Origin of the sequence: Micromonospora reichwaldensis (genome assembly GCF_031845925.1) — a bacterium.
In the GTDB taxonomy this organism is placed as follows: Bacteria; Actinomycetota; Actinomycetes; order Mycobacteriales; family Micromonosporaceae; genus Micromonospora; species Micromonospora reichwaldensis.
In genome coordinates this window covers 248,415-263,184 of record NZ_JAVRFL010000001.1, presented here as the reverse complement: position 1 = coordinate 263,184, position 14,770 = coordinate 248,415, and the positions used below count along the sequence as shown (strand labels likewise).

General features: G+C 73.8%; 19 protein-coding genes. 10 read left to right on the top strand and 9 right to left on the bottom strand.

What is annotated here, in order from left to right; translation table 11 throughout:
* Window positions 1-53 precede the first annotated feature (53 nt).
* The 3 genes from RM555_RS01260 to RM555_RS01250 all read left to right on the top strand — a co-directional run bounded on the left by RM555_RS01260 (window position 54) and on the right by RM555_RS01250 (window position 2,531).
* Window positions 54-632 carry a TetR/AcrR family transcriptional regulator gene (locus tag RM555_RS01260; RefSeq protein ID WP_311410001.1) on the top strand — a complete coding sequence of 193 codons (579 nt, stop codon included), beginning with the start codon at window positions 54-56 and terminating at the stop codon, window positions 630-632.
* A gap of 166 nt (window positions 633-798) precedes the next feature.
* Window positions 799-1,347, top strand: coding sequence for a SigE family RNA polymerase sigma factor (locus RM555_RS01255; RefSeq protein WP_311410000.1), 549 nt, complete (start codon window positions 799-801; stop codon window positions 1,345-1,347).
* A complete protein-coding gene (locus RM555_RS01250) occupies window positions 1,344-2,531 on the top strand; it encodes a hypothetical protein (protein WP_311409999.1) in 1,188 nt (395 codons plus the stop codon). Before RM555_RS01255 ends, RM555_RS01250 begins: the two co-directional genes overlap by 4 nt.
* Window positions 2,532-2,543: 12 nt before the next feature.
* Here the strand turns inward: RM555_RS01250 and RM555_RS01245 are convergent, their stop codons facing one another.
* The 3 genes from RM555_RS01245 to RM555_RS01235 form a co-directional block, all read right to left on the bottom strand.
* Window positions 2,544-3,446 carry a sulfurtransferase gene (locus RM555_RS01245; protein ID WP_311409998.1) on the bottom strand — a complete coding sequence of 301 codons (903 nt, stop codon included), beginning with the start codon at window positions 3,444-3,446 and terminating at the stop codon, window positions 2,544-2,546.
* Between the two features lie 64 nt (window positions 3,447-3,510).
* Window positions 3,511-3,957 carry an imidazolonepropionase-like domain-containing protein gene (locus tag RM555_RS01240; RefSeq protein ID WP_311409997.1) on the bottom strand — a complete coding sequence of 149 codons (447 nt, stop codon included), beginning with the start codon at window positions 3,955-3,957 and terminating at the stop codon, window positions 3,511-3,513.
* Between the two features lie 3 nt (window positions 3,958-3,960).
* Window positions 3,961-4,728, bottom strand: coding sequence for an SGNH/GDSL hydrolase family protein (locus RM555_RS01235; protein WP_311409996.1), 768 nt, complete (start codon window positions 4,726-4,728; stop codon window positions 3,961-3,963).
* Between the two features lie 425 nt (window positions 4,729-5,153).
* Between RM555_RS01235 and RM555_RS01230 the strand changes: the two genes are divergently transcribed.
* Together RM555_RS01230 and RM555_RS01225 are read left to right on the top strand one after the other, a co-directional pair.
* Window positions 5,154-5,525, top strand: a complete 372-nt coding sequence (locus tag RM555_RS01230; protein ID WP_132235405.1) for a hypothetical protein — start codon at window positions 5,154-5,156, stop codon at window positions 5,523-5,525.
* Window positions 5,522-6,025 carry a roadblock/LC7 domain-containing protein gene (locus RM555_RS01225; RefSeq protein ID WP_311409995.1) on the top strand — a complete coding sequence of 168 codons (504 nt, stop codon included), beginning with the start codon at window positions 5,522-5,524 and terminating at the stop codon, window positions 6,023-6,025. Before RM555_RS01230 ends, RM555_RS01225 begins: the two co-directional genes overlap by 4 nt.
* Window positions 6,026-6,088: 63 nt before the next feature.
* Here RM555_RS01225 and RM555_RS01220 read toward each other — a convergent pair whose 3' ends face one another.
* The 3 genes from RM555_RS01220 to RM555_RS01210 form a co-directional block, all read right to left on the bottom strand.
* Window positions 6,089-7,111, bottom strand: coding sequence for a TolB-like translocation protein (locus tag RM555_RS01220; RefSeq protein ID WP_311409994.1), 1,023 nt, complete (start codon window positions 7,109-7,111; stop codon window positions 6,089-6,091).
* Between the two features lie 219 nt (window positions 7,112-7,330).
* Entirely contained in the window at window positions 7,331-8,503 is a 1,173-nt protein-coding gene (locus tag RM555_RS01215; protein ID WP_311409993.1) for a hypothetical protein, read from the bottom strand.
* Window positions 8,500-9,030 (bottom strand): SigE family RNA polymerase sigma factor, encoded by a 531-nt coding sequence (locus RM555_RS01210; protein WP_311409992.1) that lies wholly within the window; start codon window positions 9,028-9,030, stop codon window positions 8,500-8,502. Before RM555_RS01210 ends, RM555_RS01215 begins: the two co-directional genes overlap by 4 nt.
* 153 nt (window positions 9,031-9,183) lie before the next feature.
* Between RM555_RS01210 and RM555_RS01205 the strand changes: the two genes are divergently transcribed.
* The 4 genes from RM555_RS01205 to RM555_RS01190 all read left to right on the top strand — a co-directional run bounded on the left by RM555_RS01205 (window position 9,184) and on the right by RM555_RS01190 (window position 12,594).
* Window positions 9,184-10,953 carry a proline--tRNA ligase gene (locus RM555_RS01205; protein WP_311409991.1) on the top strand — a complete coding sequence of 590 codons (1,770 nt, stop codon included), beginning with the start codon at window positions 9,184-9,186 and terminating at the stop codon, window positions 10,951-10,953.
* Between the two features lie 56 nt (window positions 10,954-11,009).
* On the top strand, window positions 11,010-11,435 hold the full coding sequence (locus RM555_RS01200; protein ID WP_132235410.1) for a CBS domain-containing protein: 426 nt from the start codon (window positions 11,010-11,012) through the stop codon (window positions 11,433-11,435).
* 74 nt (window positions 11,436-11,509) lie between these two features.
* On the top strand, window positions 11,510-11,938 hold the full coding sequence (locus RM555_RS01195; RefSeq protein ID WP_311409990.1) for a SufE family protein: 429 nt from the start codon (window positions 11,510-11,512) through the stop codon (window positions 11,936-11,938).
* Between the two features lie 20 nt (window positions 11,939-11,958).
* Window positions 11,959-12,594 (top strand): DsbA family oxidoreductase, encoded by a 636-nt coding sequence (locus RM555_RS01190; RefSeq protein ID WP_311409989.1) that lies wholly within the window; start codon window positions 11,959-11,961, stop codon window positions 12,592-12,594.
* Window positions 12,595-12,684: 90 nt separating this feature from the next.
* Here the strand turns inward: RM555_RS01190 and RM555_RS01185 are convergent, their stop codons facing one another.
* The gene (locus RM555_RS01185; protein ID WP_311410105.1) at window positions 12,685-13,233 is read right to left on the bottom strand and encodes a YbaK/EbsC family protein; all 549 of its coding nucleotides are present in this window, start codon (window positions 13,231-13,233) and stop codon (window positions 12,685-12,687) included.
* A gap of 151 nt (window positions 13,234-13,384) precedes the next feature.
* Between RM555_RS01185 and RM555_RS01180 the strand changes: the two genes are divergently transcribed.
* Window positions 13,385-13,585 carry a hypothetical protein gene (locus tag RM555_RS01180; RefSeq protein ID WP_311409988.1) on the top strand — a complete coding sequence of 67 codons (201 nt, stop codon included), beginning with the start codon at window positions 13,385-13,387 and terminating at the stop codon, window positions 13,583-13,585.
* Between the two features lie 146 nt (window positions 13,586-13,731).
* Here RM555_RS01180 and RM555_RS01175 read toward each other — a convergent pair whose 3' ends face one another.
* Both RM555_RS01175 and RM555_RS01170 read right to left on the bottom strand, forming a co-directional pair.
* On the bottom strand, window positions 13,732-13,926 hold the full coding sequence (locus RM555_RS01175) for a hypothetical protein (protein WP_132235413.1): 195 nt from the start codon (window positions 13,924-13,926) through the stop codon (window positions 13,732-13,734).
* Between the two features lie 37 nt (window positions 13,927-13,963).
* Window positions 13,964-14,740 (bottom strand): SDR family oxidoreductase, encoded by a 777-nt coding sequence (locus RM555_RS01170; RefSeq protein WP_311409987.1) that lies wholly within the window; start codon window positions 14,738-14,740, stop codon window positions 13,964-13,966.
* Between the last annotated feature and the right edge of the window lie 30 nt (window positions 14,741-14,770).

Sequence of the window (14,770 nt, the reverse complement as noted above, 5' to 3'; positions counted from 1 at the left end):
GTTAGGCCGGCCGGCGATGGAGTGTCAACAGGCGTTGGCATACGGTCGTGGGCATGACCGACGCCGCGCCGACCCGCGCCCGCCGCTCCGACGCCACCCGGGCGGCGATCCTCCGGGCCGCCCGCGAACGCTTCGCCGCCGACGGCTACGACCGGGCGACCATCCGGGCCATCGCGGCGGACGCGCGGATCGACCCGTCGATGGTGATGCGCTACTACGGCAGCAAGGAGGGGCTCTTCGCGGCGGCGGCCGAGTTCGACCTGCGGCTGCCCGAGCTGGCCGACATGCCGCCCGACCGGCTCGGCGAGCTGCTGGTCCGGCACTTCGTCGACCGGTGGGAGACCGACGGGACGATGGCCGCGCTGCTGCGTACGGCCGCCACCAACCACGCCGCCGCCGAGCGGATGCGGGGCATCTTCGCCGACCAGCTCACCACGGCGGTGGCCCGGGTCGTGCCGGAACCGGCGCAGGCCCCCCGGCGGGCGGGGCTGGTCGCCAGCCAGATGCTCGGCCTGGCGCTGACCCGGTACGTGCTCCGGCTGCCCCCGGTGGCCGACGCCGACCCGGGCGAGCTGGTCGCCTGGGTCGCGCCGACCGTCCAGCGTTACCTGCGCGGTGCGCCCGACGCCTGACCGGGAGCCGCCCATCGGCGTGGGATCCGGGGCGTGACCGCCGGTACCGCGTCGGTCGCGCCATCGCCGTCCGGATTCCGGCGAACGGCCACCCAACCTTTTCCGGCCCCGGTGCGTCTGCCTTGGTGACGCGCGACGCGCGACGGCCGGCCGGAGGGGAGGGCGGATGGGACCGACGACGACCGACGACGGGCGGGACGGCTACGTCACCTTTGTCGAGTGCCACCAACACCGGCTGCTGCGCGCGGCCTACCTGGTCTGCGGCAACCGGCACCAGGCCGAGGACCTGCTCCAGGAGGCCCTGCTCAAGCTCGCCCTGCGCTGGCCCTCGGTGCGGCACGGCGACCCGGCTGCGTACGTGCGGACCATCCTCTACCGCGACGCCGTCTCCTGGTGGCGCCGACGCCGCCGCGAGTGGCTGAGCGAGTACCCGCCGGAGCGGGCCACGACCGAGGGCGACGGGGCGGCGCTGCGGCTCGCGCTGCGCGACGCGCTCGGCCACCTGCCGCCCCGGCAGCGGGCCGTGCTGGTGCTGCGCTACTTCGAGGATCTCACCGAGGCCGCCACCGCCGAGGCGCTCGGCGTCACCGTCGGCACCGTCAAGAGCCAGTGCCACATGGCGCTGCGCCGGCTCCGGGAGATCGCGCCGGAGCTGGGACGCGACGAGGGACGGCCCGGCGGCGGCCTGGTCACCGGCATGGAGGTGAACCCGTGAGGGAAGACGAACTGCACCGGCTGCTCACCGTCGCCGCCGAGGACGTCCGGCCGGCGCACCCCGCCGCGACCGGCTGGGAACGGGCCCGCCGGGTGCGTCGCGCCCGCCGCGCCGCCGGCGCCACCGCGCTCGCGGTCGCCCTGCTCACCGGCGGTACGGCACTGGCCCTGCGCCCCGCCGCGCCGCCGCCACCGGCCACCACGGCGACACCGCAGGAGAGCGCGACCCCGCACCCCGTACCCGTGCAGACGCCCCCGGCCGACCTGACGTATCCCGGGCACCCGCTGGGCCGCCTCGGCGACCCGGTCGGCGCGACGCTCTCCGACCGGCCCGTACGCCGGGCACTGGCGCTGCACCAGCCGATCGACCCCGGGACCGGCGTCGCCGGCCGGATCCGGGTGCTCGGCGACGACGGCGTCGTACGGGACCTCGACGTGGTCACCCCCGCCCCGACCCGAGACGCCGGGGGCAACGAGGCGGTGCCGCTGAAGAGCGGGAGCCTCTCCCCGGACGGGCGGACGGCCGCCTTCGCCCAGACCGACGAGGTGATCGTGGTCGACCTGACCACCGCCGCCGTACGCCGCCACCCGCTCAAGGGCTATCTGGAACACGTCCTCTGGTCCGGCGACCGGATGCTCGTCGGCGACGACGACACCACGTACGAGTTGGACCCGCACACCGGCGCCGCCCGGAAGGTCCCGGTGTCGCCCTGGAACGTGGCGGCGCCCGATCCGATCGGTCAGCCGGATCTCCTGTTGGAGTTGGGCGGCACGCCGGGAGGCCTGAGGCTGCACCGCGTCGCCACCGACGAGAGGGGGCGAGGACTGGACCAGGTGTCAGTCAACTTCCGCGCGCTGACCCCGGGCAACCAGGTCGACGAGTTCTACGGACGCGGCTGGCTCCACGGCCACCGGCTCGCGCGGGCTGCCTGGATCACCACCGGCAGCAGGGGCGGTCTGGAGGGGGTCGCGGTGCTGGACGCGCGCACCGGCGGGGTGACCCAGTTGCTCAACCTGGGCCGCGACCGATGGAAGGGCTGCTGCGAGGTGCTCGGCTGGGAGCCCGACGGAGCGGTGCTGCTGCGCCACAACCCGGGCGGGCTGCTGCGCTGGACACCGGAGACTGGCGAGGTGACGGGCGTGACGCGCAACCTGTTCGGGGCGGTGTCGCTCTCCGCCGGTTGAGCGGCCGGCGCGTCAGCCCGCCAGGCCGCCGGGCTGGTCGCCCTTCACGACGGGGGCCCGGACCAGGTTGCCCCACTCGGTCCACGAGCCGTCGTAGTTGCGCACCTGCGGGTACCCCAGCAGGTGCCGCAGCACGAACCAGGTGTGGCTCGACCGCTCGCCGATCCGGCAGTAGGCCACGATGTCGTCGTCCGGGCTCAGCCCGAGCTGGTCGGCGTAGATCGCGCGCAGCTCGTCCGCCGCCTTGAACGTGCCGTCGTCGTTGGCGGCGGACTTCCACGGCTTGCTGACCGCGCCCGGGATGTGCCCGCCGCGCAGCGCGCCCTCCTGCGGATAGTCCGGCATGTGCAGCATCTCGCCGGTGTACTCGCCCGGCGACCGGACGTCGACCAGCGGACGGCCCGCCGCCACGTGCGCCATCACCTGCTCGCGGTACGCCCGCACCGGCGCGTCGTTGCGCTGCGGCACCGGATAGTCGGCGCGGGGCCGGGCCGGCTTGTCCCGGGTCGTCTCGCGGCCCTCGGCGACCCACTTCTGCCGGCCGCCGTCGAGCAGCCGCACGTCCGGGTGGCCGAAGAGCGTGAACACCCACAGGGCGTACGCGGCCCACCAGTTGAAGTTGTCGCCGTAGAAGACGACCGTGTCGCCCCGACCGATGCCCTTGGCGGCGCACAGCTCGGCGAAGCGCTCGGCGTCCAGGTAGTCCCGGGTCACCTGGTCGTTCAGCTCGGTGTGCCAGTCCACCTTCACGGCGCCCGGGATGTGGCCGGTGTCGTAGAGCAGCACGTCCTCGTCGCACTCGACGACGACGAGCCCTTCGTCGCCCAGGTGCTCGGCCAACCATTCGGTGGTGACCAACCGCTGCGGGTCCGCGTACGACTGGAGTCGGGGATCGGGATCGCTCGGCACAGACATGATCCCCAAGGTACGCCGCATCGCGGGCCGACGACCGGCCATCGGGAACCGCGTCGCCGGACGGTCAGGCGCGACGGTGGGCGATCCGGCCGGCGACCACGGTCACCAGGCAGGCGCCGTCGGCGTCGAGGACGGCCAGGTCCGCGCGCCCGCCAAGCGCCAGCGTCGGCGGTGCGGCGGCGGGCAGCACCAGCAGGTCGCTGCGCTCCACGGCGGCCCGCAGCGCCGGATCGGTCAGGTGACCGGCCAGCACGGCGGTCACCCCGAGGCGCAGCAGCGCGTGCACCCGCTCGCGGGGGGTGTCGGCGGCCGGCAGCGGCCCGTCGTGCACCAGCCCCGGCCCGAGCGTGCCGGGCCAGCGGCGGATCCGGGCTCCGGCGTACGCCCCGGTCAGCTCGGCCAGCGGCCCGACCGCGACGATCCGGTCGGCCCGGACCGCGACGGCGGCCCCGGCGAAGGGTGCGGCGTCGGGCGCGGTCCGCAGCAGCGGCGCGGCGTGCAGGGTGAGCACGACTCAGTCGACGATCGGGCCGAGCGACGGACGCTTGGCGGTGACCGTGTCGCCGGAGGAGCGGCCGGTGAGCCGGCGCTTGATCCACGGCGCCAGGTGCCGCCCGGCCCAGCGCAGGTCGGCGGCGCGGGCGGCCAGCCAGGGCGTCGGCGCCGGGTGCGGCGGCACCATCAGCCACTCCTCGTCGCAGCCGACGCCCAGCGCGTTGAGCACCTGCGCGGCGACCCGCCGGTGCCCGGCCTCCGACAGGTGCAGCCGGTCGGTGCTCCAGAGCATCGGGTTGAGGTACGCGTCGTCGGCGTACAGGTCGACCAGGATGGCGCCGTGCCGCTCGGCGGTCTCGCCGACGGCCCGGTTGAGCAGTTGCACCCGGGGCGCGACGAGGCGCTGGCCGGGCAGCCGGGCCATCACGTCGGCGAACCGGAAGAGGACCACGTCGGCGCCGCCGGAGCGCAGCCTGCGCACCACGTCGTCGAAGCGGGTGACCAGGGCGTCCGGGTCGAAGGTGCGGCGGAGCACGTCATTGCCGCCGGCCGCGAAGCTGATCAGGTCGGGCTTCATGGCGAGCGCGGCGGGCACCTGCTCGGCCACCACGCCCGGGAAGAGCCGGCCCCGGATGGCCAGGTTCGCGTACCGGAAGTCGGGGCCGGCCTCGGCGGCCAGCCGGGTGGCCACCAGGTCCGCCCAGCCCCGGTAGCTGCCGTCCGGGTACGCGTCGTCCATGCCCTCGGTGAAGCTGTCCCCGACCGCCACGTAACTGCGCCAGCGCACCTGATCATCCCTCCGACGTGCGGCAGGGAAGGGCGCCTCGTCATCGCTTCCGGTGGGGCAAGGGTCCCTTCCCGACGCGGGACAGTCTTCACCAGGAGGGCCGGCGGCGGGGGGGGCCGAGGAACAAACGTGGCGGAGGTCATCGTGGACGGCGGAATCGTGGCAGGATGCGCCGGCCGTGCCCCGCCCAAGCCGAACAGTTCGATGGCGCTGTCGGCCATCCGTCGGAGCGTCCTATTTGCGGGGACTGCCGGCCGACCGGCACGGTCCGGTCAGGTGGATGGCGGCGCCAGCGGGTGCGGTGCGGCCTCCGGTGTGCGAGCCTCGTCCAAGCCTTTTTAACAAGGTCGTAACACTTGTCATCGCCGTGTCACTCTCTGCACCGCAGACGGCGACGCCGCCCGTACGTCCTGGGAGAAAGCACCGTGCCGAACCTCGACCTGGCACTGAAGACCGCGATGAGCATCGACGGCGCGATCGGCGCCGCACTCGTCGACTACAACAGCGGGATGACGCTGGGCGTGGCGGGCGGAACCGGGGAGATCGACCTGACCGTCGCCGCCGCCGGCAACACCGATGTCGTCCGCGCCAAGCTGCGCACCATCGAGATGCTCAACCTGAACGACGAGATCGAGGACATCCTCATCACGCTCGGCACGCAGTACCACCTGATCCGCCCGGTGACCAGCCGCACCGGCAAGGGGCTCTTCCTCTACCTGATGGTGAGCAAGAGCCGCGCCAACCTGGCGATGGCGCGTCACCAGCTGCGCAGCATCGAGGAGAGCCTGGAGCTGTGAGCGGGATCGACGACACCGAGACCCCACTTCCCCGCCGCACCGCACGCACGGGCACCCTTCCCCCACCCCGGTCGTTGCCCCCGTCGCTGGCCGGAAACACGTCACTGCCGTACCCGGCGATCGGGCACGAGCTGTCGGAGCTGCGCCTCCAGATCCCCGGGGTGCACGGCTGCGTCCTCGGCGGCGTGGACGGCCTGCTCATCACCCACAACCTGCAGACCGACGTCGACCCGAACGACCTGGCGGCGCTCGCCGCCACCACGTACGGGCTGGGCCGGCAGGTCGGGCTGCGGCTGGGGCAGGGCGACTTCCAGCAGTCGACGGTCCGCAACGCCGGCGGTTACCTGAGCGTCTACGCGGTGGCCCCGCAGGCGCTGCTCGCCGTGGTCGGCGAGGACAGCATCAACGTGGCCCGGCTGCACCTGCACGCCCCGACGGTGGCCGGACGACTCGCCGACCTGCTGGCACAGTTCACGAACGCGACCGGTCAGGGGTCCTGACGGACGCGCCGGAGCCGTCGCGCCCCGTGTCGCGACGGCTCCGGCTGCCTTCGGGGCCCGAGGTCAGGCGTCGAACGCCACCGGCGTCGCCAGGGACGCCGGCTCGGTACGGGTGACGACCCGGCCGTCGCCGGACACCTCGTGGATGCGGGCCGGCCCACCGCTCTCGTCGACCCGTACGACCATGGCGCCGGCCGCGCCCAGCCAGAACGAGAAGTGCCCACGGCTGACCTCGACCGGCAGCGGCACGCCCCGGCCGGTCGTCATGTCGACCAGCGTCCGGCCCCCGATGCCCCGCGACGGGTCGGTGGCCCGAGGGCCCACCGCGACGTACCGGCCGTCGTCGGAGACGCCGGTGACGGTGAAGCCGCCGGTCTCCGACTCCGCCCCGTGCCGCGCCTCGTGCACGACGCGACCCCGGGCGTCCCGGACCACGATCCGCTGGTCGTCGCCGTACGCCTGGAACGCCCCGCTCGCCGAGCGGACAGTGTCCCGCGCGAACTGCTCGGGCTGCTGCGCGGTGAATCGGCCGGTGCCCAGGTCGAGCAGGCCCTTCGCGCCGGAGCCGACGAGGATCACCTTCATCGAGGCGGAGTCGCCGGCCCAGGCGGGGTGGTTGCCGAGGCAGTAGACCCGCTGCGACAGCGTCTTCCGGCCGGAGCCGTCGAGGTTCGCCACGGTCAGCTGTCCCTCGCCCTGGTCGTTGCCGACCACCCACGCCACCCGCCGGCCGTCGGGCGACACCGAGACCGAGTCGCCCACGCAGTACCTCCCGTCCGGCACGTTGAGGTGCCGGGTCACCGTGCCGTTCCGCAGCGCGGTGACGTACTGCCTGCCGCCCTCCCGGGTCAGGTAGTAGAGGGTGCTGGCGCCGCCCAAGGCGCCGGCGGCCGACACGGAGCCGGTGGGCCGGTCCGCCGGAGCGGCGGCCGGGGGACCGGCCGGGGCGGCGCCCGGCTCCGGCTCCGGCTCTTGAGCGGAACAGGCCGCGCCGCCGAGGAGCACCAGGGCGGCCACCGAGAGGGCGACCGCCCGCCGGAGGGTCTGCTTGCCACGGGCGGCGGGGGCGGCGGCGAAGGCGTTCATCTCATGTCCTTTGGGGAGGGTGATGCGCGACGGTGACGCCATCCCAGACGCCACCTCGTCCGGACGGGGTTGCCGGTCCACGGAAGAAATCCTGGGAACCTTCCGACGGCCACTCGGCGGGCGGCGGGGCGGGCCCGTCCCGGGCCCGGCCGACTCGCCGACGGTGGCGGGCGGGCCATCTCCCGAGGGGTGACCCGCCCGCCGCCGGACGAGGCCGGCTCAGCCGGCGACGTGCAGGATCTGCTGACCCTTCAGGGCGGTCGGCTCCGGCGTTTCGCTGATCTTCGTGCCGTCGTCGTCGAGCAACACGAGCACGTTGCGGTCGCCCGCCCCAACCCTGGCGACCATCGTCCCGTCCGCCTGGAAGTACACCTGGAGCAGCCGCCGGCCACCGAGGTCCAGGTCGACCTTCCTGCCGGTACGCGTCTCGAGCACCGCGTTCACGCCGAGGTCCCGCGCGAGGGTGCCGGACCCGTCGCCGGAACCGCTCAGCCGCAGGGCTATCCGGGAGCCGTCCGGGGAGAGGCTGGCGACGTCGAAGCAACTGTTCTTCGCGCCACCGCCCAGGCCCGGGATCGACCGCTGCCGGCCGCCGGACTGGTCCGTGAGCGTCACCCGTCCCGTTGACCGGTCAGGGAACGCCAGGACCTTCCCGTTGGCCGACCAGAGCGCGTGGCATCCCCTGAAGTCGCCGATGCGGGTGAACTTGCCGCTCGACAGTTCGACGACCCCGACCTCGGTGACCAGGCTCGGCTCCGCCGACACGACGCGTGACACCAGCAGGCGCCTGGAGTCGGGCGCCCACACCGGCGTCCAACAGTCCGGGTCGACCAGGTCGGTGCGGTACGTCCGCGCGCCCGTGCCGTCCGTCCTGGCGACCCGCAGGTACGAGGAGTCGTCGACCCAGGCCACCCGCTCCCCGTCCGGTGCGACGACCGCGTTCCCTACCGCCGCGGGCCTCGGCACGGCGAGGATGCGGACCGGGTCGGAGCCGGGCCGGAACGACCAGAGCCGGGCCGGATCCGAGCCGTTCCCGTCGGGCGTCGGACCGTAGAAGATCCGGCCGACGGTCGCCTCGGGCGGCACCCGCTTCGAGGTCTCCGGGGCGTCCGGGGTGACGGCGTTCGGCGGCGGCGGCACCGCGCTCGGGCTCGCGGTGGGCGTGGAGGTGGGGCTGGCGGCCGGCAGTGGCCCCGGTCCCTCGTCGCGGGCCATCAGCGCGAAGGCCGTGCCGGTGGCCGCGCCGAGCATCGCCACGACGGCGGCGGAGGTGGCGATGCTCCGTCGGATGCCGAGCCGACGGGAGGTACGCAGGGCCCGGTCGCGCAGGTCGACCGGGCTGACCTCGTCGGCGAGGGCCGTGAGGTCGAGCCGGAGACGGTCGTCGTTCATCGGACGCTTCCTTCCATCACGTACAGCTCGGCGAGTTCCGGGGCGACGGTGCGCAGCTTCGCCAGCGCCTTGAAGGTCTGGCTCTTCACGGTGCCGACGGTGACGCCGAGCAGGTCGGCCGACTCCGCCTCGGTGCGGTCCTCGAAGAACCTCAGCACCAGCACGGCGCGTTGCTTGGCGGAGAGCTTCTGCAACGCGGCGCGCAGAGTCAGCCGGAGCGTGGTCTGCTGGGCATGGTCGGGGGCCGAGTCGCCTCCGCGTGGCTCGGGCACGTCGCCCGGCATCGACTCGGCGACCCGGCGGCGCCGCCACCAGGAGACCTGCAGGTGGTACATGGTCTTTCGGGTGTACGCCTCGGCGTTCCCGCTGTGGTGCAGCCGGTTCCACGAGCGGTGGGTCCGGGCCAGCGCGGACTGCACGAGGTCCTCGGCGAGGTGCTGGTCGCCGGTCAGCAGGTACGCCGACCGCAGCAGGGCGGGGGTACGCGTCCGAACGAACGAGTCGAACTCATTCAGGAGAGGGTCCACACGAGCCGATCCTTGGGGGTTGGTGGCGCATCATCGTGACGCACTCCCAGACGTCCCCCCGGTTCGGCAGGGTTGCCGCCGGCGGCAGGAAATCTCCCGCGCCGGGGAACAAATCGGATCGCCGACCGCTGATCCCCGCCGTACGCTGCGCCAATGCTGCTACGCATGTCGACCCTGCTGCTCCGGACCCTGCGCGAGGACCCAGCCGACGCGGAGGTGCCGAGCCACCGGCTCCTGCTGCGCGCTGGCTACATCCGTCGTGCCGCACCGGGCGGCTACACCTGGCTGCCGCTGGGCAAGCTGGTGCTGGACCGGGTCACCGATGTGGTCCGGCAGGAGATGACGGCGATCGGCGACCAGGAGGTGCACTTCCCGGCGCTGCTGCCGGCCGAGCCGTACCGGACCAGCGGCCGGTGGACGGAGTACGGCGACGACATCTTCACGCTCGCCGACCGGCGCGGCGCGGAGCACCTGCTGGCACCCACCCACGAGGAGCTGGCGGCGCTGCTGGTCAAGGACCTGTTCACCTCGTACCGGGACTTCCCGGTGACGCTCTTCCAGATCCAGACGAAGTTCCGGGACGAGGCCCGGCCGCGCGCCGGACTGCTGCGCGGGCGCGAGTTCCTGATGAAGGACGCCTACTCGTTCGACCTCGACGAGGCGGGCCTCGCGTCGGCGTACGAGCGGCACCGCGGCGCGTACCGGCGGATCTTCGACCGGCTCGGGCTGGAACACACGATCGTGCGCGCCACCTCCGGGGCGATGGGCGGGTCGGCGTCGGAGGAGTTCCTGGCGGCGACGCCCGTCGGCGAGGACACCTTCGTCGGCTGCACCGCCTGCGACTACGCGGCCAACACGGAGGCGGTGACCACGCCCGCCCCGCCGGCCGGCGACCCGGACGCCCAGCCGCCGGCCGAGGTGCACGACACCCCCGAGACCCCGACCATCGCCAGCCTGGTCGAGCTGGCCAACGCCCGACGCCTGGGCGGCCGGGACGACTGGACCGCCGCCGACACCCTGAAGAACGTGGTGCTCGCCCTGCGCCGCCCCGGCGTGAAGGAGGCCGAGCTGCTGGTGGTCGGGCTGCCCGGCGACCGCGAGGTCGACCTGAAGCGGCTCGGCGCGGCGGTCGCTCCGGCCATCGTGGACGTCTTCGACGGCTGGGACGCCCACCCCGAGCTGGTCCGGGGCTACCTCGGCCCGCAGGTCCTGGCGAAGCTGGGCATCCGCTATCTGGCCGATCCCCGGGTGGTGCCGGGCAGCGCGTGGCTGACCGGCGCGAACGAGCCGGGCCGGCACGCGACGGGTGTGGTCTGCGGCCGGGACTTCGTGCCGGACGGCACGGTCGAGGCCGCCGAGGTGCGCCCCGGCGACCCCTGCCCGGCCTGCGGCACCGGCGAGCTGACCATCCGGCGGGGCATCGAGATCGGGCACATCTTCCAGCTCGGTCGCCGCTACACCGACGCCTTCGCCGTCGACGTGCCCGGTCCCGCCGGCAAGCCCGTCCGGCCCACCATGGGCTGCTACGGCATCGGGGTGTCCCGCGCGGTCGCGGCGATCGCCGAACAGCACCACGACGAGCGGGGGCTCGTCTGGCCGACGGCGGTCGCGCCGTGCGACGTACACCTGGTGGCCGCCGGGAAGGGGCCGCAGCTCGACGCGGCGCTGGAGCTCGGCGGGCGGCTCGCCGCCGCCGGCCTGCGGGTGCTCGTCGACGACCGGACGCACGTCTCCGCCGGGGTGAAGTTCACCGACGCCGAGCTGATCGGCATCCCGCGCGCCGTCGTGGTCGGCCGCCGTCTCGCCGAGGGGTACGTGGAACTGCGCGACCGGGCGTCCGGCGAGCGGGTGGAACTGCCGGCCGACGGGGTGGCGGACCGGCTCGTCGAGCGGGTAAACCGGGAGCGCGGGGCCATGGTGTAGCGAACGTGTCACGGGGTACCGCAGTCCGATCGACTGAATGCGTTCTGGAGGCTCTCATGACCGGTTACCGGGTCAGCGACGTGATGACGAAGCAGGTCATCTACCTGCCGGCCGAGACCACCCTGGACGAGGCGGCCAGGGTGATGAAGGAGGCGGACATCGGCGACGTGGTGGTCACCGACGGCGCCACCCTCGCCGGCATGCTCACCGACCGCGACATCGTCGTCCGGGCGGTGGCCGAACGCAGCGACCCGGCCACCACCACGATCGGCTCGATCATCACCCGCGAGGTGGTGATGATCGAGCAGCACTCGACCGCGGCCGAGGCGGCCGCCCTGATGCGGGAGCGGGGCATCCGGCGGGTGCTGGTCTGCGACAGCGAGCGCAAGCTGGTCGGCATCGTCTCCCTCGGCGACCTCGCGATGCAGCTCGACCCCCACTCGGCGCTGAGCGACATCAGCGAGCAGGCACCGACCGTCTGAGGTGTAAGGAAGGGCCCCTTTCTAACGCCTGCGGTATAGGAAGGGCCCCTTCCTTCGGCGGTAGCCTCGGGGGCATGTCATCCATGCCGGCCAGGCTTTCCGAGATCGTCGACGAGTTCGCCGCCGCGCCCCGCGACGTGGTGCTGGAGATGCTGCTGGAGTACGCCGACGTCATCCCGCCGCTGCCCGCCGGCGCCGCCGACCGGGAGGGCATGGAGCAGGTGCCGGAGTGCCAGACGGCGTTCTTCCTGCGCGCCCGGGTGACCCCGGAGAAGACGGTGGAGACGCTGTTCGACTGCCCGCCGGAGGCGCCCACCACGCGCGCGTTCGCCGGCATCCTCGCCGAAGGGCTGGCCGGGGCGAGCGCGGACGAGGTGCTCGCCGTGCCCGACGACCTCTACCAGCGGATGGGACTGGCCCAGGCGATCAGCCCGCTGCGGGTGCGCGGCGGCACGGCCATCCTGGCCCGGCTCAAGCGGCAGGTCCGGGAACAGACCAGCTAGACGGAGGGTTGTCACCCGACATGGAGATCGAGATCTACGCCGACGTCGTGTGCCCCTGGTGCTACATCGGCAAGCGTCGGCTGGAGCAGGCCCTGGAGTCGCACGACGGCGAGGTGACCGTCCGCTACCGGCCGTTCCAGCTCGACCCGTCGCCGGTGCCGGAGCCGCGTCCACTGGTCGACGCGATGGCCGCGAAGTTCGGCGGGCCGGACCGCGTCCGGCAGATGTTCGGTCAGGTGACGGAGGTGGCGGCCCAGGTCGGCCTGAAGCTCGACTTCGACCGCGCGGTCGCGGCGAACACCTTCGACGCGCACCGCCTGGTCGCCTGGGCCACCGACCGGGGACGCGCCGCCGAGACGGTCGACGCGCTCTACCGCGCCCACTTCACCGACGGCGTCGACGTCGGCTCCCGTGCCGCGCTCGCCACGCTCGCCGCCGAGGTGGGCCTGGACGCGGCTGAGGCGCGTCGCTTCCTCGACTCCGGCGAGCGGGTGGCGGAACTCTCCGACGAGCTGGCCACCGCCCGACAGATCGGGGTGACCAGCGTGCCCACCTTCGTGCTGGCCGGCAGGTACGCGGTCACCGGCGCGCAGGAGCCGGAGACGCTGCTCGCCGCCCTGGCCGAGGTGGACCGCCGTGAGGCCGAAGCCGACTGAACCGTCCACAGCGACCGCGAGGCCGAAGTCGACGACGGACATCGACGTGTGTGATGTTTCACGTGCAACGGCATCGACGTACGTCACCGGTCAGGCCGGCCTGGCCAGCCCTTCCACCACGCGCGCGCCGGGCAGCGCGCCGAGCGCCGGCCCGGGCAGCGCGATCTTGCTGTGCCGTACGCCCGACCCGATGATCACGTGCGGGGCGGCGATCACCCGCGCGTCGACCAGGATCGGCCACTGCTCCGGCAGGCCGATCGGGGTGATGCCGCCGTACTCCATGCCGGTCAGCTCCACCGCCTCGGCCATCGGAGCGAAACTCGCCTTCCGCACGTCGAGCGCGCGGCGGGCCACCCCGTTGACGTCGACGCGGGTGGTGGCGAGCACGACGCAGGCCGCGTAGCGCACGGCCCCCTCGCGCTTGCCGGCCACCACCACGCAGTTGGCCGACTCGTCCAGCCCCACCTCGTACGCGGCGCAGAAGGCGGCGGTGTCGGCCAGCTCGGCGTCGATCGGCGCCACCAGCACGTCGTCGACGTGCACCGGCGCCTCGGCGGGCCACTGCCCGACGGCGGCGGCGACCGGCGGTGCGAGCAGGTCGAGCCGACTTCGGGCGGGTTCGGTCTTCAGCGTCCCCATCACGCCTGCGATCCTCGCACCCGTCCGGGCCCGGCGCCGCACCACACCACCAGCGACCGGAACCGTCCTCGGCAGGGGGTCACCCCTATCGATCCGGAGACGGGTCCCGACGGCGTGTGGGAGCGGGTGATGCCGGGTACCGGCGATCGGCATGAGTGAACTTCCGCTGCACATCCTGACCGACGCAGGCTTCACCACCGACGAGGCGAACTCCATCGTCGACCACCTCCTCAAGGGTATCGACACCCACGACGGGAGAGGCGAGACCGACCGGATCGACGTCGAGGCGCTCCCGGAGGAGAAGAAGGCGGCCGTCGACAAGTTCAACCTGGCCGTGGCCGCCGACTTCTAGTCATCCCGGAGCACCGGCCCCGTCCCGGACCGCCGGGACGGGCCGGCCGGGACGGGAAGACCGGGACGGGAAGACCGAGACGGCCGGGACGGGAAGAACCCGGGCCGGCCGGACGGAAGATCCGGGCCGGCCGGGACGTGGGCCGGTCAGTTGCCGGTGAGGAAGCCGTTCTCGCGGAGCAGCGCGCGGTCCCGGACGGAGGCCAGTTCCTCCGCCCGCTCGGCCTGGACCCGGCGCACCTCCATCTCCTCCAGGGCGTGGCGGATGGCGAGCCGGATCACGCCGTAGAGGAAGACGAAACCGGCGACGTACAGGATGACGGTGGCGACCATGGCGAACATGGCGTCACGGTAGGCCGGACGTGAACGCGCAGGCCGTTCATCTTGCGCCCGTTCCCCCGTACGTGTCGGCGAGGTGGTCGGCCCAGGTCCGGACGCCCTTCGGGGTCGCCCCGGTGACCAGGCCGCCCGAGCGCAGGGCGCGGCCGATCGCGCCGGGTATCCGGACCGGGAGCAGCGGACGGCGGGACCGCCGCGCGGCCGTCCACGCGCGGGCCGCGTCGTCGAAGCGGAGCACTTCCGGGCCGCCGTACTCCTCGATGCCGCGCAGCGGGCCGGCGGTGAGCCGCCGGACGAGGCGGTCCGCGACCTCGCCGGGATCCACCGGCTGGGCGAGTACGGCCGGGTCGCCGATCACGGGACCGAGGCGGCTCGCCCCGCGCAGCATCCCGTCGAGGAACTCCGGGAACTGGGTCGCCCGCAGCACCGTCCACGGCACCGTGCCGGCCGCCACGACCTGCTCGGCGGCGAGCTTGTGCCGGTAGTAGGGGATCGGCACCCGGTCCACCCCGACGATCGAGACGTAGACCAGGTGCCGTACGCCCGCCTGCCCGGCGGCGACGACCAGCCGGCGGGTGCCGAGCACGTCGACCCGGTGGGTCTGCCGCCCCCGGTTCGGTGCCGAGGCCAGGTGCAGTACGGCGTCCACGCCGGCCACCGCCTCGACCACCCCCTCGCCGGTGGCCAGGTCGGCGACCACCCACGAGCCGGTACGCGCCCGCCGGCCCGTCGCCCGCACGTCCCACCCCTCGGCGCGCAGCCGGGGCAGCACCACCCGCCCGAGCCGACCGCCCGCCCCGGTGACCAGCACCCGCATGGTTCCCTCCCTCTCCGGCCGTCGCGCGCC

Excerpts from the sequence above, each read along its gene's own strand:
- RM555_RS01260 (WP_311410001.1), top strand. The coding sequence starts at position 54 with ATGACCGACGCCGCGCCGACCCGCGCCCGCCGCTCCGACGCCACCCGG.
- RM555_RS01255 (WP_311410000.1), top strand. The coding sequence starts at position 799 with ATGGGACCGACGACGACCGACGACGGGCGGGACGGCTACGTCACCTTT.
- RM555_RS01245 (WP_311409998.1), bottom strand. The coding sequence starts at position 3,446 with ATGTCTGTGCCGAGCGATCCCGATCCCCGACTCCAGTCGTACGCGGAC.
- RM555_RS01220 (WP_311409994.1), bottom strand. The coding sequence starts at position 7,111 with ATGAACGCCTTCGCCGCCGCCCCCGCCGCCCGTGGCAAGCAGACCCTC.
- RM555_RS01215 (WP_311409993.1), bottom strand. The coding sequence starts at position 8,503 with ATGAACGACGACCGTCTCCGGCTCGACCTCACGGCCCTCGCCGACGAG.
- RM555_RS01205 (WP_311409991.1), top strand. The coding sequence starts at position 9,184 with ATGCTGCTACGCATGTCGACCCTGCTGCTCCGGACCCTGCGCGAGGAC.
- RM555_RS01200 (WP_132235410.1), top strand. The coding sequence starts at position 11,010 with ATGACCGGTTACCGGGTCAGCGACGTGATGACGAAGCAGGTCATCTAC.
- RM555_RS01195 (WP_311409990.1), top strand. The coding sequence starts at position 11,510 with ATGTCATCCATGCCGGCCAGGCTTTCCGAGATCGTCGACGAGTTCGCC.
- RM555_RS01190 (WP_311409989.1), top strand. The coding sequence starts at position 11,959 with ATGGAGATCGAGATCTACGCCGACGTCGTGTGCCCCTGGTGCTACATC.
- RM555_RS01185 (WP_311410105.1), bottom strand. The coding sequence starts at position 13,233 with ATGGGGACGCTGAAGACCGAACCCGCCCGAAGTCGGCTCGACCTGCTC.
- RM555_RS01180 (WP_311409988.1), top strand. The coding sequence starts at position 13,385 with ATGAGTGAACTTCCGCTGCACATCCTGACCGACGCAGGCTTCACCACC.
- RM555_RS01175 (WP_132235413.1), bottom strand. The coding sequence starts at position 13,926 with ATGTTCGCCATGGTCGCCACCGTCATCCTGTACGTCGCCGGTTTCGTC.
- RM555_RS01170 (WP_311409987.1), bottom strand. The coding sequence starts at position 14,740 with ATGCGGGTGCTGGTCACCGGGGCGGGCGGTCGGCTCGGGCGGGTGGTG.